The organism is Lentzea sp. NPDC060358 (genome assembly GCF_042725365.1).
Classification (GTDB): domain Bacteria; phylum Actinomycetota; class Actinomycetes; order Mycobacteriales; family Pseudonocardiaceae; genus Lentzea.
In genome coordinates, this window is sequence record NZ_JBHXCW010000056.1 from 1 (window position 1) to 24,156 (window position 24,156).

Sequence of the window (24,156 nt, forward strand, 5' to 3'; positions counted from 1 at the left end):
GGTCAGACCAGTGGCGCGAAGAAGAACGTGTCGCGACGGGCGAAGTGGCCGTCCACCGTGAACTCGAAGAAGTCGGAGAACCTCAGGTCGACGTTGCGCCCGTCGTGCAGGACCCCTGCGAACGTCCCGTAGACCGCGACCTCCTCCGTGCCCTCCACGACCTTCTCGACGGTGTGGCGGCCCTCGCGGATCACGCGGGCGCCGCCGTAGAAGGCGCTCATCTCCTGGTGGCCGACCATCGGCGCGTAGCCGGGGCGGCGGTAGGTGGCGTCCGGGCTGAACATGGAGACCAGGCCGGCCACGTCGCCCGCGTCGACGAGCTCGTAGTAGCGGTGGACGGAGGTGACGTGGGTGGTCTGCAGCGTGCTGGTCATGTCAGGACTCCTCGCGTGCGAACTGGGTGGACAGGACGGCGCCGATGGACGCCAGGGGCCGGCGGCCGGTCAGGCCGCCGTGGGTGCTGTCGATGCGGTGGACCTCGACGCGGCCCGTGAAGTGCGGCAGCCACGAGGAAGGTGTGGGATCGGACGGGGCTTTGCCCTGCGTGGCCTCGAAGACGAGCGCGTCGGCGGCCAGAACCGAAGGGCGGTAACGGTTGTGCAGGGTCACGTTGGACGCGAACACCTCGGGCAGCGCGGCCTCGCCGAAGCCCGCGAGCGGACCGGCGTGCGCCCGGACGGCCTCGTCGAACTCGGCGCGGGAGCGGACCGGCCGGCCGAGCTCGTAGCCGAGCGACTCCAGCAGCGCGGTGAGCAGCTCGGGGTCGTCGGGTGACACCGGCGCGTGCTCCTCCGTCTCGGGGTAGCCGTCCAGCAGCGCCAGCAGGCCGACCTCGGACGGGTGCAGCAGCTGTGCGATCGCGTGCACGACGACCGCGCCGAACGACCAGCCGAGCAGGTGGTACGGGCCCTCCGGCTGGACCGACCGGATCCGGCCGAGGTAGTCGGCGGCCATCTCCTCGACGGTGCCGGGCATCGACGCCGGGTCGGTGAGACCGCGCGCCTGCAGCGCGTACACCGGCCGGCGCGGGTCGACGTGCGGCAGCAGCCCGAAGTACTCCCAGCCGATGCCCGCGCCGGGGTGGACGCAGAACACCGGGGCCAGGTCGCCGCCGGTGCGCAACGGGATCAGCACGTCGAGCGGGTCGCCGGCGACCGACGTGCCGAGCCGTTCGGCCAGTGCCGCGGGCGTCGGCGCGTCGAACAGCAGGCGCAGCTCCGGGCGCACGCCCAGTTCCGCGCGGATCCGCGACACGAGCTTCGCCGCCAGCAGCGAGTGCCCGCCGAGGTCGAAGAACCCGTCGTCCGGGCCCACTGGACGGCTCAGCACCTCGGCGAACAACGCGCAGAGCGTCGCCTCCAGCGGCGTCGCGGGAGGACGTTGCGCGGCGGCCACGACCTCCGGTGCCGGGAGCGCCCGGCGGTCGAGTTTGCCGTTGGGGGTCAACGGCAGCGCGGGCAGCACCACGAACGCGCCGGGCACCATGTACCGGGGCAGGAACTCGCCGAGCGCCCGCCGCACCGCCGCCGGGTCGATGCCGTCCGGCGCGACGAGGTAGCCGACGAGCCGGTCGTCGCGCACGACCACCGCCGCCTGCCCGATCTCCGGCAGCCCGCACAGCGCCGCCTCGACCTCCCCGGTCTCGATCCGCAGGCCGCGCAGCTGCACCTGCTGGTCGGACCGCCCGTGGAACGCGAGCCGCCCGTCCGGCAGCCACCGGACCAGGTCGCCGGTGCGGTACATCCGGCCGCCCTCGGGACAGGCGACGAACCGGGTCGCGGTCAGGCCGGGCATGCCGAGGTAGCCGCGTGCCACACCGGCGCCCGCCACGTACAGCTCGCCGACCACACCGGGTGCGACGGGGCACAGGTGCTCGTCCAGCACGTACGCCCGGTAGTTGTCGATCGGGGTGCCGATCGGTGGCAGGTCGGTGTCGTCGCCGGGCGACACCAGGTCGCACGTCGAGTTCACCGTGCACTCGGTGGGGCCGTAGGTGTTGTACAGCTCGAACGGCATGCCCTCCGGCGGACGGCGGCGCAGCACGTCCCCGCCGGTGTGCAGGACGCGCACCGACGATGCGGCGAGCGCCGGTTCGTCGAGCATCGCCTCCAGGCGCGGGGTGGCGAGCGAGGACACCGTGATCCGGCTGTCCGCGATCCACTGCGCCAGCGCCTCGGTGTCCTCCACGACGAGCGGCGACGGCAGGTGCAGCGCCGCACCGGCCACGAGCGTCGGCCAGATCTCGGCCACCGCCGCGTCGAAGCCCTGCGCGGACAGGTGGCTCGACCGGTCGGACGGCACGAGGCCGAGCGCGGGCACCAGCCAGGCGGTCTGGGCGGTGAAGGCGCGGTGCTCCACCACGACTCCCTTGGGACGGCCCGTGGAACCGGAGGTGTAGATGACGTACGCGGCGTCCCGCGGGTCGGCCGGCACGTCCGGCGCGGTCGCCGGGAAGTCGCCGATCTCGCCGTCCAGGACCACCTTCGCCGCGTCGCTCGACGCCACCAGGTGCGCCAGCGCCGGCTGCGTCACCACCACCGGCGCCTGCGCGTCGGCCAGCAGGTGCACGAGCCGCTCCGCCGGGTAGGTGGGGTCGATCGGCAGGTAGGCCGCACCGGTCCTGAGCACCGCCAGCAACGCCACGATGCTGCTCGTGTCCCGGTCGGTGCAGACGCCGACGACGGTCTCGCGGCGCGCGCCCAGTGCGATCAGCCGGTGGGCGAGCCGGTTGGCCCGCTCGTCCAGCTGCCGGTAGGTGAGCGCGCCGTCGTGGGCGACGACCGCGAGCGCGTCCGGCGTCCGCGCGGCCACCTCGGCGACCAGGGTGTGCACCGGCCGGTCGAGGTCGTGGGCGACCTCCGTGTCGTTCCACTGCCGCAGCACGGTTTCGCGTTCCGCTGCGGTCAGCACGTCGATCCGGCTCAGGGGCGCCGCGGGGTCGGCGACGAGCGTCCCGGCCAGCCGGACGAGGCGGGCCAGCAGGCCCTCGGCCGTGGCGCGGTCCCACAGGTCGACGGCGTACTCCAGGCACACCTCGAGCCCGTCCGGGGTCTGCCCGAAACCGAACGACAGGTCGAGCTTCGCCCCGCCCGTCGTGGTGCGCAGGGTGCGGACGTCCAGTCCCGGCAGGTCCAGCGCGTCGTCCTCGACGCCGTCCACCCCGTCCTGCAGGGCGAGCGACACCTGGAACAACGGGTGGCGCGAGCCCGACCGCTCCGGGTTGACGCGTTCCACGACCCGGTCGAACGGCACGTCCTGGTGCGTGTACGCGGCGAGGTCGGCCTCGCGGACGCGGTCCAGCACCGTGGTGAAGTCCGGGTCGCCGGACAGGTCCACCCGCAGCGCCAGCGTGTTCACGAACAGGCCGACGAGGTCGTCCAGGTCCTCCGCGCCGCGGCCGGCGACGACGGTGCCGACCACGACGTCCGTGCCGGCGCCGAGCTTCGTCAGCAACGTCGCCACCACGGCGTGCAGCGCCATGAACACGGTCGCGTTGTTGTTGCGCGCCAGCGAGACCAGCGCCTGGTGCGTGTCGGCGTCGATGCGCGTGCGAACCTCGTCGCCGCGGTTGTCCGACACCACCGGGCGTGGCCGGTCGACGGGCAGCCGCAGCTCGTCGGGACCGCCGCTCAGCGTCTCGGTCCAGAACGCGAGCGGGTCGCCGGACTCGGCCAGCAGCGCCTGCTGCCGCACGCTGTGGTCGGCGTACTGGATCGGCAACGGCCGCCAGTCCGGTGCCACACCGGCACACCGGGCGCGGTAGGCCTCGGCGAGGTCGCGCAGCAGCACGCCGGTCGACCAGCCGTCCGTGGCGATGTGGTGCAACGCCAGCAACAGCACGTGATCGCGCTCGCCGACGCGCAGCACGTGCACGCGCAACGGGATGTCGGACGCGAGGTCGAACGGGCGCGCCACCAGTGCGGCCACGGTGCGGTCCACCGCTTCCCCGGCGCAGTCCGCCACCTCGAACACCAGCTCGTCCGCCGGCAGCACGACCTGGTGCCAGCCGGCGACGTCCTCGGGGAACACCGTCCGCAGCGCCTCGTGCCGTTCCACGACGTCGAGCGACGCCGCGCGCAACGCCGCCAGGTCGAGATCGCCGTGCAGCCGCAACGCGTGCGGCGCGGTGTAGGCGTGGTCGGCCACCTCCATCGCGAGCCGCACCCCGAGCTGCGCCGATGACAGCGGCACGCGCTGCGGCCGGCGCCCGGGACGGGTCAGGGCGCGCACCGGCGTGGTGGCGTCCAGGTGCCCGTCGAGGCCGCGCGGGGTCGGGTCGCGGAACAGCACGCGGATGCCCAGCTCGACGCCGAAGACCGCGCGGAGCGAGGCGAGCAGCCTGGCCGCGAGCAGCGAGTGCCCGCCGAGGTCGAAGAACCCGTCGTCGAGGCCGACCGCCTCGAGCCCGAGGACCTTGGCGAACAGCCCGCACAGGATCTCCTGACGAGGCGTGCGGGGCTGGCTGTCGCCCGTGACGCACACCGGTGCGGGCAACGCGCGGCGGTCGAGCTTGCCGTTGGGGGTCAACGGGAACTCGTCGAGCTCGACGAACGCGGCGGGGACCATGTGCTCGGGCAGCCGGTCGCGGGCGAACTCCCGCAGGCCGCCCGCGGTCCCGACCACGTACGCGACGAGCCGTGTGCCGCCGGGACCGTCCTCGCGCGCCACCACGGTCGCGGCGGTCACGTCCGGGTGCGCGGTCAGCACGGCCTCGACCTCGGCCGGCTCGACCCGGAACCCGCGGATCTTCACCTGGTCGTCGGCCCGGCCCAGGTAGGTCAGGGTGCCGTCGGCGCGGCGGCGGACCAGGTCGCCGGTCCGGTACAGCCGCGCCCCCGGCACGAACGGCGACGCGACGAACCGTTCGGCGGTCAGGCCGGGGCGGCCGAGGTAGCCGTGCGCGAGCCCGGCACCGGAGACGTACAGCTCGCCCGCCGCACCGGTCGGCGCGGGCGACAGGCGGTGGTCGAGGACCACGGCCCCCTTGCCCCGCAACGGAGTTCCGATCGGCACCGCCGCGCCGTCCCAGCCCGGCGGCACGGTGAACGACGTCGTGAAGCCCATGCTCTCGACGGGTCCGTAGCCGTTGACGACCCCGATGCCCGGCACGGCGGCCAGCACCGCCCGCACGTGCGCGGCGGACGCGGCCTCCCCTCCCGTCAGCGCCCAGCGCAGGCCGGCGAAGATGTCCGGGTAGCTGTCCCAGAGGTGGTTGAAGAGGCTGGCGGACGCGTCCAGCACCGTGACCCCGTGGCGCACCACCAGGTCCGCGATGACCGCGGGCTCCGCCCGCTGCCCGGGGTGGAGCACCGAGGTGCCGCCGGACAGCAGCGGGCCGAACAGCTGGGTGGCGAACGCGTCCCACGACACCGACGCGCACTGCAGCCACACCTCGCCCGGCCCGAACCCCGCGTACTCCTGCCCGGCGAGCGTGCCGGTCACCGCACCGTGCGGGGCCGCGGCGGCCTTCGCGGCACCGGTCGAGCCGGAGGTGAACATGACGCACGCCAGGTCGTCCGGCCCGGTTTCCGCAGCGGTGCAGGGCATCGGCGTCACGTCGTCCAGCGCCACCACGGGTGCGCCGGCGGCGAACGGCCGGTCGGTCAGGACGAGCCGCACCGGCAGCGACGCGACCATCGACGCCAGCCGGGCGGGCGGGAAGTCGACGTCCAGCACGAGGTAGGCCGCACCCGCCTTGAGCACGGCCAGCAACGCGGTCGCCATCTCCACGCCGCGTCCGATGTGGACACCCACGACGTCGCCGCGGCCGACTCCCCGTGACACCAGGAAACCAGCCATCCCCTCCGCGTCGGCGTCCAGCCGCGAGTAGGTGATCGCGGTGTCCCCCGCCACGAGCGCGACCGCGTCCGGGGTGCGGGCGGCCTGCGCCGCGAAGAGCCCGTGCACGGTGCCGGCGGTCGCCTCCGCGGTGGTGACCAACTCGGCGCGTTCGGCGGCGGACAGCACGTCCAGGTCCCACACCGGCCGGTCCGGGTCCGCGGCGGCCTGGTCGAGCAGCCGGACCAGGCGGGCGAGCAGCGCCTCGGCGGTCGAGGTGTCGAACAGGCCGGTGAGGTGCTCGAGCGAGCACGTCACCCCGTCCGGTCCCTCGCGCAGCGACAGGGTGAGGTCGAACTTCGCCGCGCCCGCCCCGATCGGCTCGACCGCGGCGGTCAGGCCGGGCAGGTCGAGCCCTGGACCGCCGGAGTCGCTGTCCGCCAGCACCATCACCTGGAACAGCGGGTGCCTGCCCGGCGCCCGCACCGGGTTGAGCTCCTCCACCAGCCGGTCGAACGGCAGGTCCTGGTGGCAGTAGGCGTCGAGCGACTCCTCGCGCACCCGGCCGAGCAGGTCGCGGAACGACGGGTCGCCGGACAGGTCGACCCGCAGCACCAGCGTGTTCACGAAGAACCCGACCAGGTCCTCCAGCGCTTCCTCGCCGCGGCCGGTGACGACCGTGCCGATCGGGACGTCCTCACCGGCCCCGCTGCGGGCCAGCAACGCGGCGAACGCGGCCTGGGCGACCATGAACAGCGTCGCGCCCGACTCCTCCGCCAGCACGTCCAGCGCCCACGCCGTCTCGTCCGGCAGCCTGGTGACCACGGCGTTTCCCGCCGTGCCGGTGTCCGCGCCACGGGGGCGGTCGACCGGCAGCGCGATCTCCTCCGGCAGCCCGGCGAGCTTGGCCCGCCAGTACGCGAGCTGGGCGCTGAGCAGGCTGTCCGGGTCGTCGGCGGAGCCGAGCAGCTCCTGCTGCCACAGCGCGTAGTCCGCGTACTGGACGGGCAGCGGCTCCCAGCCGGGCTCCTCCCCCGCCCGCCGCGCGGTGTAGGCGGTGGCGAGGTCGCGCAGCAACGGCCCGAGCGACCAGCCGTCGCCGGCGATGTGGTGCATCACCAGCAGCAGCACGTGGTCCCGCGGCCCCTGTTCGAGCAGGTGCGCCCGGAACGGCGGGTTGGCGGCGAGGTCGAAGGGCTCGCGCGCGGCGCGGGCCAGACCGCCCGGTTCGAGTGCGGCCGGCACGACCTCCACGTCGTCCAGGACCTCCTGGTGCGGCTGCCCGTCGTGGCTGGGGAACCTGGTGCGCAGCGCCTCGTGCCGGCCGACGACGTCGGTGAGCGCGCGTTCGAGCGCCCCGGTGTCGAGCTCTCCGCGCAGCCGCAGGGCGAGCGGGATGTTGTACGCGGCACCGGTTCCCTCGTGCCGATCGAGGAACCACAGCCGCTGCTGGGCGAACGACAAGGGGATCACAACGACTCCTTGGACCTCGGGCGGGCCCGCAGCACGGGCCGCGGGGCGGGACGGGCGGCCGCCGGCAGGTGGGCGGCCAGCGCCGCGACCGTCGGGTTCTCGAACACGGTCCGCATGCCCAGTTCGGCGCCGAAGACCGTCCGCACGCGGCTGACCAGGCGCATCACCAGGATCGAGTGGCCGCCCAACGCGAAGAAGTCGTCGTCGACGCCCACCCCGGGCTCGTCCAGCAGCTCGGCGAACAGGCCGCGGAGCAGTTCCTCGTGCGGGGTCCGGGGCTTGCGGCCGGGCGCACGCCGTGCGTCGGGAACGGGCAGGGCGGCGCGGTCGAGCTTGCCGTTGGGCGTGCGCGGCAGGGACTCCAGCGCGACGACCGCGGCCGGCACGAGGTAGTCGGGCAGGTGCCGCGCGGCGAACTCCCGCACCCCGTCGGCGGTGCCGACGACGTACGCGACCAGGCGCTTGTCGCCGGGGGTGTCCTCGCGGACGACGACCTCGGCCTGCCGCACGCCCGGATGGCGGGCGAGCACCGCGCGCACCTCGCCGGGTTCCACCCGGAAGCCGCGGATCTTGACCTGGTCGTCGGCGCGGCCGAGGAAGTGCACGACGCCCTCGCGGTCCTGGCGCACCAGGTCGCCGGTGCGGTACATGCGTTCACCGGGGTTGCCGTAGGGATTGGCGACGAACCGCTGCGCGGTCGCGGGGGTTTGCCCCAGGTAGCCGTGCGCGAGCCCGTCGCCCGCCATGTAGAGCTCGCCGGGAGTGCCCGGCGGCACCGGCCGCAGCCACCGGTCGAGCACGAACACCTGCTTGCCCGCCACCGGCCGGCCGACGGGAACGCTGACGCGGTCCAGGTCGCGCGGTTCGACGGTGTGGCAGAGCGTGAAGACGGTGTTCTCGAGCGGTGAGTAGCCGTTCACGACCCGCAGGCCGGGGTACCGGCCGAGCAGGGCGCGCAGGTGCGGGATCGAGGCGGGTTCGCCGCCCGTCATCACCTCGCGGACGCCCGCGAAGATCTCGGGCGTCTCGTCGGCCAGGAAGTTGAGCAGGCTGGCCGACACGTGCAGCGTCGTCACGTCGTGCCGTTCCACCAGGCGCTTGATCTGCGCCGGGTCCGGGGTCTGGCCGGGTTGCAGCACGCAGGTGGCGCCGGAGAGCAGGGGGCCGAACAATTCCAGCGCGAACGCGTCCCACGACACCGGCGAGCACTGCAGCCAGACGTCGCCCGGCTGGAACGCCGCGAAGTCCTGGCCGGTCAGCGTGGTGACCAGGGCCCGGTGCGACACGACGACGCCTTTGGGGCGGCCGGTGGAGCCGGAGGTGAACATGACGCACGCCGGGCTGTCGGCGCTGGTCACGCGGGGCAAGTCGGTCGCCGGGTGGTGGCCGCCGTGGACGTCCTCCAGCACGAACACCGGTCCCGCCTGGTCGAGCAGGGCCTGCCGGCGCTCGGCCGGGTGGTCCGGGTCGAGCAGGACGTACGCGGCCCCGGCCTTGAGCACCGCGAGGACGGCGACGACCAGGTCGGCACCGCGCGGCAGGCACACCGCGACCGTGTCGCCGATCCGCGCGCCCTGCGCGGCCAGCCGGTGCGCGAGCCGGTTCGCCCGCGCCTGGAGTTCGGCGTACGTGATCGCCTCGTGGTCGTCGATCACCGCGACGGCGTCCGGCTTCCCGTTCGCGACCAGGTCCGGCAGCGTGACGTCGCGGTGCCGGCTCGGGCCGGACGAGCTCCACACCCGCGTCACCGTCCGCAGCTCGTCCGCGTCCAGCACGTCCACAGTGGACAGCGGCTGACCGGGGTTCGCGACGACCGCGGTCAGCAGCCGGGCGAAGCGGGTCACGACGGCCTCGGCCGTGGCGCGGTCGTAGAGCTCCGTCGCGTACTCCAGCTCGCCGGTGAGACCGGCCGGGATGCCGTCGCCGGCGAACGACTCCCGCAGACCGAGGGTGAGGTCGAACTTCGCCGCCCCGGTCGGCGCGGGCAGCGCCTCGACCTCCAGGCCCGGCAAGGTCAGTTCGCCCTCGGCGTTGTTCTGCAGCACGACCATCACCTGGAACAGCGGGTGCCTGGCCGTCGTGCGGGCCGGGTTGAGCTCCTCCACCAGCCGTTCGAACGGCACGTCCTGGTGGTCGTGGGCCGCGAGGTCGTACTCGCGGACCCGGTCGAGCAGGTCGGTGAACGTCGGGTCTCCGGACAGGTCGGTGCGCAGCACCAGCGTGTTCACGAAGTACCCGACCAGGTCGTCCAGCACCTCGTCGGTCCGGCCGGCCACCGGGGCGCCCAGCGGGACGTCCTCCCCCGCGCCGAGCCGAGCCAGCAGGGCCGCGAACGCCGCGCGCAGCACCATGAACGACGTGGCCCCGGCACTGCGCGCCAGCGTGGTGAGGCCCTGGTGGACGTCCGCGCCGAGGGTGAACGGCACGACGTCGCCCTGGTGGGTGGGCCGCGCCGGACGAGGCCGGTCGCCGGGCAGCGTCGCCTCCTCCGGCAGCCCGGCGAGGGCCCGCCGCCAGTGCGCGAGCTGGTCGTCCTGCGGATTTCGCCGCTGCCACAGGGCGTAGTCGGCGTACTGGACGGGCAGCGGTGTCCACTCGGGAGCATCGCCCCGGGCCCGTGCGGTGTAGGCGTCGGCGAGGTCGGTCAGCAGCGGCCGCATCGACCAGCCGTCGGCCGCGATGTGGTGCACCACGACGAGCAGCACGTGCTCGCGGTCGCCCGTCCTCCACAGCCGCACCCGCACCGGGCTCTCGGTGAGGTCGAACGGCGTGCGCGACTCCTCGCCGACCGTGCGCTGCGACTCGGCGCAGTCGACGGCCACCGGCAGGACTTCCTGGTACACTGCGCCGTCACGCGGGCGGAACACCGTCCGCAACGCCTCGTGCCGGTCGACGACGTCCCCGAGCGCCGCGCGCAGTGCCGGCACGTCGAGGTCGCCGGTCAGCCGCAACGCGATCGGGACGTGGTAGGCGGCACCGGGCTGCTGGACCTGTTCGACCGTCCACAACCGTTGCTGCGCCGACGACAGCGGCACCAGCTCCGGCCGTTCGACCGGCACGATCCGTTCTCCGGCGGGACGTCCGCCGTCGAGGCGTGCCTCCAGCGCGGCCGCGGTCGGCGCGTCGAACACCTCGCGCAGCGAGATCTCGGTGCCGAACGCGGACCGGACGCGCGCCACCAGCCGGGCGGCGAGCAGCGAGTGCCCGCCGAGGGCGAAGAAGTCGTCGTGCAGGCCCACCTTCGGCGTGCCGAGCAGGTCGGCGAACACACCGCAGAGGACCTCCTGCCGGGCGGTGCGCGGTGCGGCCGTTCCCGTCGTGACCGGCGGTGCCGGCAGGGCCCGGCGGTCGACCTTCCCGTTCTGCGTCAGCGGAAGCGCGGCCAGCAGGACCACGGCGGGGACCATGAACGCCGGCAGGAGCGCGGCGACGTGCTCGCGGACCTCCTCCGCGGTCAGCCCGTCGGCCACCACGTGGGCGACGAGGCGCTTGCCGGTCGCCGGGTCGTCGTGCACCACCACGACCGCGCGGGTGATCCGGTCGTGCCGGGTCAGCGCTGCCTCGATCTCGCCGGGCTCGACCCGGAAGCCGCGGATCTTGACCTGGTGGTCGGCGCGGCCGAGGAACTCGATCACGCCGTCCGCGCGCCACCGGCCCAGGTCGCCGGTCCGGTACAGGCGCCCGCCCGCGCAGGCGACGAACCGTTCGGCGGTGGCGCCCGGCCGGTTCAGGTAGCCGAGCGCGAGACCGTCGCCGCCGACGTAGATCTCGCCGGCGACGCCGGGCGGCACCGGGGTGAGGTCGCCGTCGAGCAGGTGCACGGTGGTGTGCGCGATCGGCGACCCGATCGGCACCGGCCCGTCGACCTCGGTGACCTGGTGCGTGGTCGCGAAGACCATGCTCTCGACCGGCCCGTAGCCGTTGACCAGCCGCACGTCCGGGTGCTCGCGCAGCACGCGGGCGAGGTGGGCGGGGGACGCGGCGTCGCCGCCGGTGACGACCTCGCGGACCTTCGCGAACACCTCGGGGTGCGTGTCGGCCACCGCGGCGAACAGGCCCGCCGACAGCCACACCCGGTCGACCCCGTGCCGTTCGACCTGCTCGGCGACCAGCGCCGGGTCGGGCACCTGGCCGGGAGCGAGCACGCAGGTGGTGCCGTGCAGCAGGGGCTGCCACAGCTCCAGCGCGGCCGCGTCCCACGCCACGGGCGCGGCCTGCAGCCAGGTCCCGCCGGGGCTCGCGAACCGCTGGCCGAAGTGCATCCGCACGGCCGCCCGGTGCGTCGTGACGACCCCCTTCGGCACGCCCGACGACCCGGACGTGAACATCACGCACGCCACGTCCGCCCCGCCGACCGGGAAACCCGGCCTGGTCGGGCTCTCCCCCGCGACGTCGTCCACGCGCACCACGCCGACGTGGTCCGGCAGCAGCCCGGCGACGGACGGGTGGCTGACCGCCAGGTCCAGCCCCGCCTCGTCGACGATGCGGGCGACCGGGTGCGTCGGGTCCAGCGGCACGTACGCCGCGCCGGTCTTGAGCACACCCAGCAGCGCCACCACGAACGCCGGCGACCGCTCGACCAGCACGCCGACGAGGTCGCCGCGGCCGGCGCCGTGTTCGAGGACCTTGTGCGCCACCTGGTTCGCCCAGGCGTCCACCTCGGCGAACGTCAGCCGTTCGGTGCCGAAGACCAGCGCGATCGCGTCCGGCCGGGTCTGTGCCTGCTCCTCGAACAGGTCCGCCAGCGACCGGTCGCGCGGGTAGTCGGCGGCGGTGTCGTTCCACGCGGCGAGCAGGTCGTGCTCCTCGGCGGACAGCACGTCCACGCGCGACACCCGTGCCTGCGGGTCGATCCCCGCCGCGAGGCGTTCGAACCGGGCGATCAGCGCCCGGGCCGTCGCCCGGTCGAACAGGTCCGCCGCGTACTCGAGCGTGCCGGTGATCCCGGCCGGGCGGCCGTCGGCGTCCGCGGTCTCGGTCAGCATCAGCGCCAGGTCGAACTTGGCCGCGGTGACCGCGACGTCCACCGGTTCACCGTCCACTCCGGACAGCTCAGCCGCGGGTGCCGCGGGCTGGACGGTCACGAACACCTGGAACAGCGGGTGCCGGGCGGGTGAGCGGGCCGGGTTCAGCTCCTCGACTACCTGGTCGAACGGCACGTCCTGGTGGTCGTACGCGGCCAGGTCGGTCTCCCGGACGCGGCCGAGGAGCTCGCGGAACAGCGGGTCGCCGCTCAGGTCGGTGCGCAGCACCAGGGTGTTGACGAAGAACCCGACCAGGTCGTCCAGCGCCTCGTCGGCCCGGCCGGCCACCGCGGTCCCCAGCGGGATGTCCGTGCCCGCACCGAGCTTCGACAGCATCAGCGCCAGTGCGGCCTGCACGACCATGAACAGCGTGGCGTCGCAGTCGCGGGCGATCGCCGCCAGCCTGCGGTGCGCCTCGGCGTCGAGCGACACGGGCAACTGTTCGCCGCGGTGGCTCGGGGTCTCCGGCCGGGGCCGGTCGGCGGGCAGCGCGATCTCCTCCGGCAGGCCGGCGAGGGCCGTCCGCCAGTGCTCGACCTGCGCGGTGGTGTCGAGGTCCCGCTGCCACAGCGCGTAGTCCGCGTACTGCACGTCCAACGGCGGCAGGCCCGGCTCCTCGCCGGCGCACCGTGCGTCGTAGGCGGCGCCCAGGTCGCGCAGCAGCGGTCCCCACGACCAGCCGTCGGTGACGATGTGGTGCAGGACGACCAGCAGGACGTGGTCCTCTTCGGACAGACGGAACAGCGTGGCGCGCAACGGGAGATCGGAGGCCAGGTCGAACGGCCGCGCCGACTCGGCGTACAGCAGCGGGTCCAGCTCGGTCTCGGTGCACGGCACCACGTCCAGCGGGCTGCCGACCGGGGGCAGCACGACCTGCTCCGGCACGCCGTCGTGGTCGGGGAACAGCGTGCGCAGGACCTCGTGCCGTGCCACGACATCGCCGAACGCGGCGCGCAGCGCGGCGGTGTCGACCGGTCCGCGCAGCCGCCGGGCGATCGGCACGTGGTAGGTCGACCCCGGCTCCAGGCGGTTCAGGAACCACAGCCGGCGCTGCGCGGCCGACAACGGGAGCCGGTCGGGGCGTTCGGCGGCGCGCACGGCCGGCCGGGCCGCGGCGAGGGAGTCGACGCCGGCGTCGAGACCGCGCACGGTCGGCGTGCGGAAGACCTCCCGCACCGCGAGTTCCACGCCGAGCGCCGCGCGGACCCTGCCGACCAGCCTCGCGGCCAGCAGCGAGTGCCCGCCCAGTGCGAAGAAGTCGTCGTCCGGCGACACCTCCGGCACACCGAGCAGGCCCGCGACGATGCCGCAGAGGATCTGCTGCCGCGGTGTCCTGGCCGCCGCCCCGGCGCTCGTCGTGACCTCGGGAACGGGCAGCGCGGAGCGGTCGAGCTTGCCGTTGGCGGTGCGGGGCAGCTCGCCGAGCACGACGAACGCCGACGGCACCAGGTGCTCCGGCAGCCGGGCGCGGGCGAACTCGCGCAGGTCCCGTGCGTCGCCGACCACGTAGGCGGCCAGCCGCGGGCCGTCGAGCACGACGACCTCGGCCTGCCGCACGTCGGGGTGCGCGGTCAGCACGGCCGCCACCTCGCCCGGTTCCACCCGGAACCCGCGGATCTTCACCTGGTCGTCGGCGCGGCCCAGGAACTCGACGGTGCCCGTGGCGTCCTGGCGGACCAGGTCGCCGGTCCGGTACAGGCGCCCGCCGAACGGGCTGGCCACGAACCGTTCCGCGGTCGCGGCGCTCTGGCCGAGGTAGCCGTGCGCGAGGCCCGCGCCCGCCATGTAGAGCTCGCCGGGCGTGCCGGGCGGGACCAGCCGCAGGTGCTCGTCCAGCACGTAGACCTGCTTGCCGGCCAGCGGGCGGCCGACGGGGATGCTGCGGCGCCCGGCGTCCCGCGGCACGATCCGGTGGCACAGCGTGAAGATGGTGTTCTCGAGCGGCGAGTAGCCGTTGACCAGCCGGATGTCCGGGTGGCGCGCGAGCAGCGCCGCGACGTGGGCCTTCGAGGCGGCCTCGCCGCCGGTCATGACCTGCCGGACGCCCCGGAACGCGTCCGGGTGCTCGTCGACGATGAAGTTGAGCAGGCTCGCGGAGACGTGGACGGTCGTGACGCCGTGAGCGGCGATCAGCTCGGCGATCCGGGCGGGTTCGGGCGACTGGCCGGGGTGCAGCACGCAGGCCGCGCCGGAGAGCAGCGCGCCGAACAGTTCGAGCGCGAAGGCGTCCCACGAGACCGGCGAGCACTGCAGCCACACCTCGTCGGAGCCGAACTCCGCGAAGTCCTGGCCGGTCAGGGTGGCGACGACCGCGCGGTGCGAGGTCAGCACGCCCTTGGGCCGGCCGGTCGAGCCCGACGTGAACATCACGCACATCGCGTCGTCCGGGCGCACGCGGCGGCTGACCGGTTCGGCGTTCCCGGGCGCCTCGCGGACGTCGGCCAGCCGGCCGGGCAGCGGGGACGGGCCGCCGACCACCGTCAGCGCCGCGCCGGACTGCTCGACCAGCGCGGCCAGCCGGTGCGCCGGGTGGTCCGGGTCGAGCAGCACGTAGGCCGCGCCGAGCTTGAGCACGGCGAGCACGGCGGCGACCAGTTCCGGTCCCCTGGGCAGGCAGATCGCGACCAGCGCGCCGGCGTCGGCGCCGAGGTGCCGGGCGAGCCGGTCGGAGTGGGCGTCCAGCTCGGCGTACGTGGTGCGGCCGTGCTCGTGGACCAGCGCGGTCGCGTCCGGGGTCCGGCGCGCGTGCCCGGTGACGATCTCGTGCACGCACCGGCCGGTGTCGGCCTCGCCCGTGTCGTTCCACTCGACGGCGATCATCCGCCGTTCCGCGGGGGTCAGCAGGTCCACTTCGGACACCCGCAGGTCCGGGTCCTCCGCCACGGCGGTGAGGAACCGGGCGTAGCGGTCGAGGATCGCGGTGGCCGTGCGGGCGGTGAACAGGTCGGTCGCGTACTCCAGGTGGCAGGTCAGGCCGTCGCCGGTCTCGTGCAGGGTCAGGGTGAGGTCGAACTTGGCCGTGTGCCGCTCGACCTCGACCGGCTCGGCGGCGCAGCCGGGGAACGCCGCTGCGGCCTCGGCGTTGTTCTGCAGCACGACCATCGCCTGGAACAGCGGGTGCCGGGCGAGGCTGCGGGCCGGGTTCAGCTCCTCGACGACCCGGTCGAACGGCACGGCGGCATTCGCGTAGCCGGCCAGGCCGGTCTCCCGCACCCGGTCGAGCAGCTCGCGGAACGTGGGGTCGCCGGAGACGTCGTTGCGCAGCACCACGGTGTTGACGAAGAGCCCGACGAGGTCGTCCAGCGCCTCGTCGTCGCGCCCGGCGACCGGCACGCCCACCGGGACGTCCGTGCCCGCGCCGAGCCGCGACAGCAGGGCGGCGAACGCGGCCTGCACGACCATCGCCCTCGTCGCCTGGCCGGACCGGGCCAGGCCGGCGACGTCGGCGTCGACGCGCGTGGTGACCAGGCCGCCGCGGTGGCTCGGGGTGGCGGGGCGCAGGAAGTCGGCGGGCGGGCTCGCCTCGTCGGGCAGGCCGGCCAGCGCCGTGCGCCAGTGGCCGAGCTGCGCGGTGAAGTCCTGGTCGTGCTGCCACAGCACGTGGTCGGCGTACTCGACGGGCAGCGGCTTCCACTGCGGCGCAATGCCTTCCCGTCGTGCGGCGTAGGCCGTCGAGAGGTCGCGCAGCAGCGGGGCGACCGACCAGCCGTCGGCGGCGATGTGGTGCAGGACGAGCAGCAGCAGGTGCCGGTCCGGCGCCTCCTCGGCGAGGTGGGCGCGCAGCGGCCGTTCGGTGCGCAGGTCGAACGGCTCGTTGGCGGCCTCCTCGGCCCGCGCGGAGTCCAGCGGGACCAGGTCGACGTCCGCGGACAGCACGACCTGGTGCGGTTCACCGTCGTGCGCCGGGAAGACCGTGCGCAGCGGCTCGTGCCGCTCCACGAGGTCGACCAGCGCCACGCGCAGCGCGTCGCGGTCGAGCTCCCCGGTGAGCCGCAGGGCGATCGGGACGTTGTACGCGGCGCTCGGGCCGTGCACGTCCTCCAGCAGCCCCAACCGGTGCTGCGCCGGGGACAGCGGCAGCCGGTGCGGACGCGGCCCCGGCGTCAGGGCCGGCCGTGCCTGCCCCAGCGAGTCGACCACGGCGTCGAGCGCCGCCGGCGTCGGCCGGTCGAACACGTCCCGCAGCGCCATCTCGACGCCGAACGCGGTGCGCACCCTGGCGACGAGCCGGGCCGCGAGCAGCGAGTGCCCGCCCAGCGCGAAGAAGTCGTCGTCCAGCGAGACCTGCTCGGTGCCCAGGAGGTCGGCGAAGATGCCGCAGAGAACCTCCTGGCGCGCGGTCCTCGGTGCCCGCCCCCGCGACTGGACGCGCTCGGGTTCGGGCAGCGCGCGCCGGTCGAGCTTTCCGTTGGGCGTCAACGGGAACGCGTCGAGCGTGACGACGGCCGCCGGCACCATGTAGTCGGGCAGCCGCTCGGCGCAGTGCGCCCGGAGGTCCGGCGCGGTGCCGACGACGTAGGCGACCAGCCGCTTGCCGGTGCCGTCCGCCCGCACCTCGACCGCGGCCCGCTCGACGCCGGGGTGGCTCAGCAGCACGGCCTCGACCTCGCCGGGCTCGACCCGGTAACCGCGGATCTTGACCTGGTCGTCGGCGCGGCCGAGGAACTCGACGGTGCCGGCGGCGGTCCACCGGCCGACGTCGCCGGTGCGGTACATCCGCCCGTCCGCCCGCGCCACGAACCTCTCGGCGGTGGTGCCGGGCCGGTTCAGGTAGCCGTGCGCGAGGCCGTCGCCGGAGAGGTAGATCTCCGCCGGGACGCCCGGCGGCACCGGGTTGAGGTCGCCGTCGAGCAGGTGCACGGCCGTGTTCGCGATCGGCGCGCCGATCGGCACCGGGCCGTCGACCTCGGTGACCTGGTGCGTGGTGACGAACACCATGCTCTCGACCGGTCCGTACCCGTGGACCAGCCGCACGTCCGGGAACTCGTCGACGACCCTGGCGAGGTGCGCGACCGACGGGCTCTCGCCGCCGGTCATGACCTGCCGCACGACGGCGAAGACCTCGGGGTGGGTGTCCAGGACCGCGGCGAACAGCCCGGCCGACATCCACAGCGTCGTGACGCCGTGCTCCGCCACCAGCCGGGCGATCACCGCCGGGTCGGGTACCTGGCCGGGGGCGAGCACGCAGGTGCCGCCGTGCAGCAGCGGCGGCCACATCTCGAGGCTGAGGCCGTCCCACGAGACGGGAGCGGACTGCAGCCACACGCCGTCGAAGTCCACATAGGACTGTCCGAGGAAGGTGCGGACGGTGGCGCGGTGCGACGACATCGCGCCCTTGGGAACGCCCGAGGAACCCGAGGTGAAGAGCACGCATGCCACGTCGTCGGCCGTGCTGGGAACGGCAGGACGGGAAGTCGGCTCGGTGCCGGGACCGGCGGGCACCGCGGTGACCCCCGGCAGGCGGGCGGGGTCGTCGGTCACCACGAACTCCAGCCGCGCCTGTCCCGCGACCGACGCGATCCGGTCGTCCGGGTGCCCGGGGTCCAGCGGCACGTAGCCCGCGCCCGCCTTCAGGACGCCGAGGATCGCCGCCACGAAGTCCGGCGAGCGCCGCACCAGCACCCCGACGAGGTCACCGCGCCCGACCCCGAGACCGGACAACCGGTGCGCGACCTGGTTCGCCGCCGCGTCCAGTTCGCGGGCCGGCACCGCCACGCCCTCGAACACGACCGCCGCGGCGTCCGGGTCCGCGTCGACCCGTTGCTCGAACAGCTCGACCAGCGTCCGCTCCCGCGGGTAGGCGGTCTCCGTCGAGTTCCACCCCGCCAGCGCCTCCCGCTCCTCGGGCAGCAGCAGCCCGATCCGCGACAGCGGCACGTCCGGCTGCGCCGACCACGCGTCCAGCAACGCCGTGAACCGCCGCGCCAGCAGGGAGGCGGACGCCTCGTCCCACAGGTCGAGCGCGTAGGTGAGCCAGCCGTGCACGCCGTCCGCGGTCTCGGCGAGGTCGACGGTCAGGTCGAACTTGGCCGGGTGCAGCTCGACGGAACCGGTCTCCACGACCAGGCCGGGGAACGGCGGCACGTCCTGCGGCGCGTTCTGCAGCACGAGCATCGTCTGGAACAGCGGGTGCCGCGACCGCGAGCGTTCCGGGTTGAGCTCCTCGACCAGCCGCTCGAACGGCAGGTCCTGGTGGGCGAACGCGGCGAGGTCGGTCTGCCGGACCCGGCGCAGCAGCTCGCGCAGCGTGGGGTCGCCGGAGACGTCCGTGCGCAGCACCAGCGTGTTGACGAAGAACCCGACCAGGTCGTCCAGCGCCTCGTCGGTGCGCCCGGCCACCGCGGTGCCCAGCGGGACGTCCGTGCCCGCACCGAGCCGCGACAGCAGGGCCGTCATCCCGGCCTGCAGCACCATGAACAGGGTCGAGCCGGTCTCGGCGGCCAGGTCCGCGAGCCGGTCGCGCACGGCGGGGCCGACCGCGACCTCCACGGCGGCGCCCCGGTGCGTGGCGGCGGCCGGCCGGGGGCGGTCGGTGGGCACGGCGATCTGCTCGGGCAGGCCGGCGAGGGTGTCGCGCCAGAACGCGAGCTGCTCCGCCAGAACGCTGCCGGGGTCGTCGGCCGAACCGAGCACCTCCTGCTGCCACACCGTGTAGTCCGCGTACTGGACGGGCAGCGGCTCCCGGTCCGGCGCCCGCCCCGCCAGCCGTGCGGTGTAGGCGGCGGACAGGTCGCGGGTCAGCGGTCCCCACGACCAGCCGTCGGTGGCGATGTGGTGCATCACGAAGAGCAGCACGTGGTCGTCCGGCGCCACCCGGAAGAGCGTGGGCCGCCACGGGTGTTCGGCGGCCAGGTCGAACTCGTGCCCGGACGCCCCGGCCAGCGCGTCTCCCAGGTCCGCCTCGGCAACGGAGACCTGGGCGAGCGCCGGTCCGGCGTCGAGCACCAGCTGCTGCGGTTCGCCGTCGAAGTCCGGGAAGACCGTGCGCAGCGTCTCGTGCCGCTCGGCCACGTCGGCGAGCGCGGACTCCAGCGCGCCCGCGTCGACCGGGCCGCGCAGCCGCAGCGTGTGCGTGGCGTTGTAGAGCGCGCCGGCCGGGTCGAGCCGGTGCAGCAGCCACAGCCGCCGCTGGGCGAAGGACAGGGGGCTCACAACGTCTCCTTCTGCCGGGCCCGCGCCCGCAGAGCGGGTCTGGCCTTCTTGGCGAGCACGAGTCGGTCGGCCAGGTCGGCCACGGTGGGTCCGTCGAACACGGTGGCGACGGACAGTTCGGCGTGCAGTTCCCGGCGGATGCGGCCGAGCAGGCGCATCACCAGCAGCGAGTGGCCGCCCAGCCGGAAGAAGTCGTCGTCGATCGACACCGACTCCACCCCGAGGACCTCGGCGAACAACGAGCACAGCGCGCGTTCCCGGTCGGTGCGCGGGGAACGCCCCTCGGCGACGACCGCGCCGGGTGCGGGCAGCGCCCGCCGGTCGAGCTTGCCGGTGTCGGTGCGGGGCAACGCGTCCAGCGCCACGAACGCCGTCGGCACCAGGTGCTCCGGCAGCCGGGCGCGGGCGAACTCGCGCAGGTCCCGTGCGGCGCCGACCACGTAGGCGACGAGCCGCTTGTCGCCGGGCCGGTCCTCCCGCACGACGACCTCGGCCTGCCGCACGTCCGGGTGCCGTGCCAGCACCGCGCGCACCTCGCCCGGTTCGACGCGGAACCCGCGGATCTTCACCTGGTCGTCGGCGCGGCCCAGGAACTCGACGGTGCCGTCCGGGTTCTGCCGCGCCAGGTCGCCGGTGCGATACATCCGCCCGCCGCCGAACGGGTTCGCGACGAACCGCTGCGCCGTCGCCGCGCCCTGCCCGAGGTAGCCGTGCGCCAGCCCGTCGCCCGCCATGTAGAGCTCGCCGGCCGTGCCCGGTGGCACCGGGCGCAACCACCGGTCCAGCACGTGGACCTGCTTACCTGCCAGCACCTCGCCGACCGGGACGCTGCGCCGCGCGGTGTCCTCGACGCAGATGCGGTGGCACAGCGTGAAGATCGTGTTCTCCACCGGCGAGTAGCCGTTGACCAGCCGCAGGCCGGGGTGGCGTTCCAGCGCCGTCCGCACGTGCGCCGGGGACGCGGCCTCGCCGCCGGTCATGAGCTGCCGCACGCCGCCGAACGCGTGCGGGTGCTCGTCGAGCAGGTAGTTCAGCAGGCTCGCGGACACGTGCACGGTCGTGATGCCGTGCGCGGCGATGAGATCCGCGATCCGCTCGGGCTCCGGCGACTGCCCGGGTTGCAGCACGCACGTCGCGCCGGACAGCAACGCGCCGAACAGTTCCAGCGCGAACGCGTCCCACGAGACCGGCGAGCACTGCAGCCACACCTCGTCCGCGCCGAACTCGACGTAGTCCTGGCCGGTCAGCGTGCCGACCAGGGCGCCGTGCGGGGTCAGCACGCCCTTGGGACGCCCGGTCGAGCCGGAGGTGAACATGACGCACGCCGCGTCCGCCGGGGTGACGTCGACGGCGGGCGGGCTGTCCGCGATCCCGTCGGGAGTGGAGGTGATCACGGTGCGGATGCCCGCGAGCTCGATCACGGCGTCCAGCCGGGCGGCGGGGAAGGCGACGTCGAGCACCGTGTAGGCGGCGCCGGCCTTGAGCACCGCGAGGATCGCGACGACCAGCGGGATGCCGCGTTCCAGGCGCACGCCGACCACGTCACCCCGGCGGACGCCGTCGGCGACCAGCCGGTGCGCGAGGTGGTTCGCCCGGCCGTCCAGCTCGGCGTAGTCCGCGGTGGACTCGCCGAAGACCAGGGCGGTGGCGTGCGGGGTGGCCTCGGCGATCTTCGACACCAGGCCGTGCACGGTGTCGGCGGGGCGCCTGGCCGGCGCGGCGATCACGGGGGTCTCGCCGGGCAGAAACAGGTCCACGTCCGTGATCGGCGTGTCCGGTGCCGCGGCGACGGCTTCCAGGAACCGCACCATCCGGGCGGCGAGCGCACGCGCCGAGGAGGCGTCGAACAGGTCCGCGGCGTACCTCAGGGTGCCGCGCAGCCCGTCGTCCGCGGTGAAGTCGAACACCAGGTCCGCCTTGGCCGCGTCCACCTCGAGCGGGACGTCCGCGGCGGACAGTCCGGGGAACCGCGGCGCGGTGGCCGGCGGCTGGAGCACGAGCAGCGTCTGGCACAACGGGTGCAGGCCCTGCGAGCGGGCGGGTCGCAGCTCCTCGACCAGCTGGTCGAACGGCAGCTCACCGTGCCGGTGCACGGCGCGGTCCTGCTCGCGCACCGCGGCGAGCAGCGCGCGGAACGTCGGCTGCCCGGACACGTCGGTGCGCAGGACGACGGTGTTGACGAAGCACCCGACGAGATCGGCCAGCGACTCGTCCTCGCGACCGGCGACGATCCCGCCGATCGGCACGTCCTCCCCCGCGCCGAGCCGCGACAGCAGCCCGGCGAGCGCGGCGCGCAGCACCATGAACAGCGTGGCCCTCGACTCGCGGGCCAGGTCCGCGAGCGCGGCGTGCGCCGCCGGGTCCAGCCGCATCCCGACCGCTCCCGCCGCGCGGACGCCGGGTGAGCGGACCGAGCGGTCGGTGGGCAGCGCGATCTCCTCCGGCATGCCGGCGAGCTCGGCCTTCCAGAACGGGAGCAGGTCGTCCCGCGCGGCGAGCAGGTCGCGGTGCCAGCTCGTGAAGTCCAGGTACCGCACCGGCAGCGGGTCCCAGTCCGGCGCCCGGCCGGCGAGCCGCGCGGTGTAGGCGCGGGCGAGGTCGCGCCACAGCGGCGTGATCGACCAGCCGTCGACCGCGATGTGGTGCACGACCACCGTCAGCAGGTGCTCGTCCGGCCCCTCCTCGACCAGCCGCGCGCGGATCGGGATCTCCCGCTCCAGGTCGAACGGCCGCGACACGACGTCGTCCGATGTGCACAGGTCGAGCCGGGCGACGTCGAGGACCTGCTGGCACGGCTCGTCCCCGGCCAGGGGGAAGATCGTCCGCAGCGGCTCGTGCCGCGCGACCACGTCGGTCAGCGCGGCCGTCAGCGCCGCGACGTCCAGCGGGCCGCGCAGGCGCAGCGCCATCGGCACGTTGTAGGCGGGGCCGCGGTCGGACTGCTGCACGAACCACATCCGCCGCTGGGCGGACGAGAGCGCCGGGCGTGCGGGGCGGGCGACCGGGACCGGACCGGAGCGGGCGGCACCGGCCGTGGCCACCACCCGTGCCAGCAGCGCGGGCGTGGACGCCTCGAACACCGCCGGAGCGGGCACCTCGATCCCCGCGGCCGTCCGCAGCCGGCCGACCAGCCGCGCCGCCGCGAGCGAGTGCCCGCCCAGCGCGAAGAAGTCGTCGTCCACCCCGATCGGTTCGACGCCCAGCACGTCGGTGAACAGCGCGCACACCGTCTCCTCGGCGGGGTTGCGCGGTGGCCCGCCCAGCGGGGTGCGGTCGCGGACGGGTGCGGGCAGGGCGCGCCGGTCGAGCTTTCCGTTGGGGGTCAACGGCAACGCGTCGAGGAACACCACGTCCGCCGGCACCATGTAGGCGGGCAGGACCGATGCGCAGTGCTCGCGCACCTCGGCACCGGTGGGCGCGGGACCGTCCGGAACCGCGTATGCCACCAGCGACTTCTCCCCCGCCGGGCTGGTCAGCACGGTCACCGCCGCCTGCGCGACCCGCGGGTGCGCGGCGACCGCGCCCGCCACCTCGGCGGGTTCGATCCGGAAGCCGCGGATCTTCACCTGGTCGTCGGTCCGGCCCGCGAAGTCGAGGTCGCCGTCGGGCCGCAGCCGCCCCAGGTCGCCGGTGCGGTACATGCGCTCTCCGGGCGCGCCGAACGGGTCGGCGACGAACCGCGCGGAGGTCTCCCCCGGCCGCCCGAGGTAGCCGCGGGCGAGCTGGACACCGGTGAGGTACAGCTCCCCGGTCTCACCCGCGGGCACCGGCCGCAACGAGGTGTCGAGCACGCGGATCCCCGCGCCGGGCGTGGGCCGGCCGATCGGCACGAGCCCGGTGCCGCCGACCTCCCGGCACGGCAGGCAGGTGACGCCGACGGAGACCTCGGTCGGCCCGTACTCGTTGTAGAGCACCACGTCCAGGCTCGCGCGGAACCGGTCCGCGACCGCGATCGGCAGTCCCTCGCCCTCGGACGCCACCAGCCGCAGCGGCCCGTCCGCGCCGTCGCGCAGGTACTCGTCCAGGAACAGCGGGATCATCGACGCGACGAACCGGATCATGGTGATCCGCTCGGCCCGCACGGTCCGCGCCAGGTAGGCGGGGTCGCGGTGGCCGCCGGGGCGGGCCAGGACCAGCGTCGCCCCGGCGGCCAGGGTGAGGAAGACCTCGACGACGGACGGGTCGAAGCCCGACGGCGTCTTCTGCAGCACCCGGTCGCCCGGTCCCAGGCGGTAGTGCGCCTGGACGTCGGCCATCCGCCGCAGGATGCCGCGGTGGGTGATCACCACGCCCTTGGGCTTGCCGGTGGTGCCCGAGGTGAACATGACGTAGGCGGGGTGGTCGGGCAGCGGCGCCGTCAGCGGCGCGTCCCCCGTCCAGTCGCGGACCTCGTCCGGTCCCAGCGTCAACGCCGGCCGCGCCACCTCCACCATGTGGGCGGTCCGCTCGGGCGGGTAGTCGGGGTCGAGCGGCAGGTAGGCGCCACCGGCGCGGACGATCGCCAGCAGCGCGACGACGAGTTCGATCGACCGCGGCACCGCCACGGCCACCACGGACTCCGGTGCGACACCCCTGCCCGCGAGAGCACGGGCGAGGGCGTCGGCACGGGCGTCGAGCTCGGCGTAGGTGAGCACCACGCCGTCGCACTCGACGGCGGGCACGTCCGGTGCCGAGCGCACGGCCCGGTCCGCCGCGGACGTCAGGTTCTGGAGTTCGTCGAGCACGGTGG

At 74.7% G+C, this 24,156-nt stretch carries 4 protein-coding genes; all 4 read right to left on the reverse strand.

Features of this window, described 5'->3' with window-relative positions; all coding sequences use genetic code 11:
- Positions 1 to 2: 2 nt before the first annotated feature.
- Genes ACFWGZ_RS14840 through ACFWGZ_RS14855 form a run of 4 tightly spaced genes read right to left on the reverse strand, consistent with a single transcriptional unit; the run spans position 3 to position 24,151 of the window.
- The gene (locus ACFWGZ_RS14840) at positions 3 to 374 is read right to left on the reverse strand and encodes a nuclear transport factor 2 family protein (RefSeq protein ID WP_382452036.1); all 372 of its coding nucleotides are present in this window, start codon (positions 372 to 374) and stop codon (positions 3 to 5) included.
- A gap of 1 nt (position 375) precedes the next feature.
- The gene (locus tag ACFWGZ_RS14845; RefSeq protein ID WP_382452037.1) at positions 376 to 7,251 is read right to left on the reverse strand and encodes an amino acid adenylation domain-containing protein; all 6,876 of its coding nucleotides are present in this window, start codon (positions 7,249 to 7,251) and stop codon (positions 376 to 378) included.
- A complete protein-coding gene (locus ACFWGZ_RS14850; RefSeq protein WP_382452038.1) occupies positions 7,248 to 19,427 on the reverse strand; it encodes an amino acid adenylation domain-containing protein in 12,180 nt (4,059 codons plus the stop codon). Before ACFWGZ_RS14850 ends, ACFWGZ_RS14845 begins: the two co-directional genes overlap by 4 nt.
- Entirely contained in the window at positions 19,424 to 24,151 is a 4,728-nt protein-coding gene (locus ACFWGZ_RS14855; protein WP_382452039.1) for an amino acid adenylation domain-containing protein, read from the reverse strand. Before ACFWGZ_RS14855 ends, ACFWGZ_RS14850 begins: the two co-directional genes overlap by 4 nt.
- Between the last annotated feature and the right edge of the window lie 5 nt (positions 24,152 to 24,156).

Bases quoted from the DNA above. Each gene is read 5' to 3' on its own strand.
- ACFWGZ_RS14840 (WP_382452036.1), bottom strand. From the start codon at position 374: ATGACCAGCACGCTGCAGACCACCCACGTCACCTCCGTCCACCGCTAC.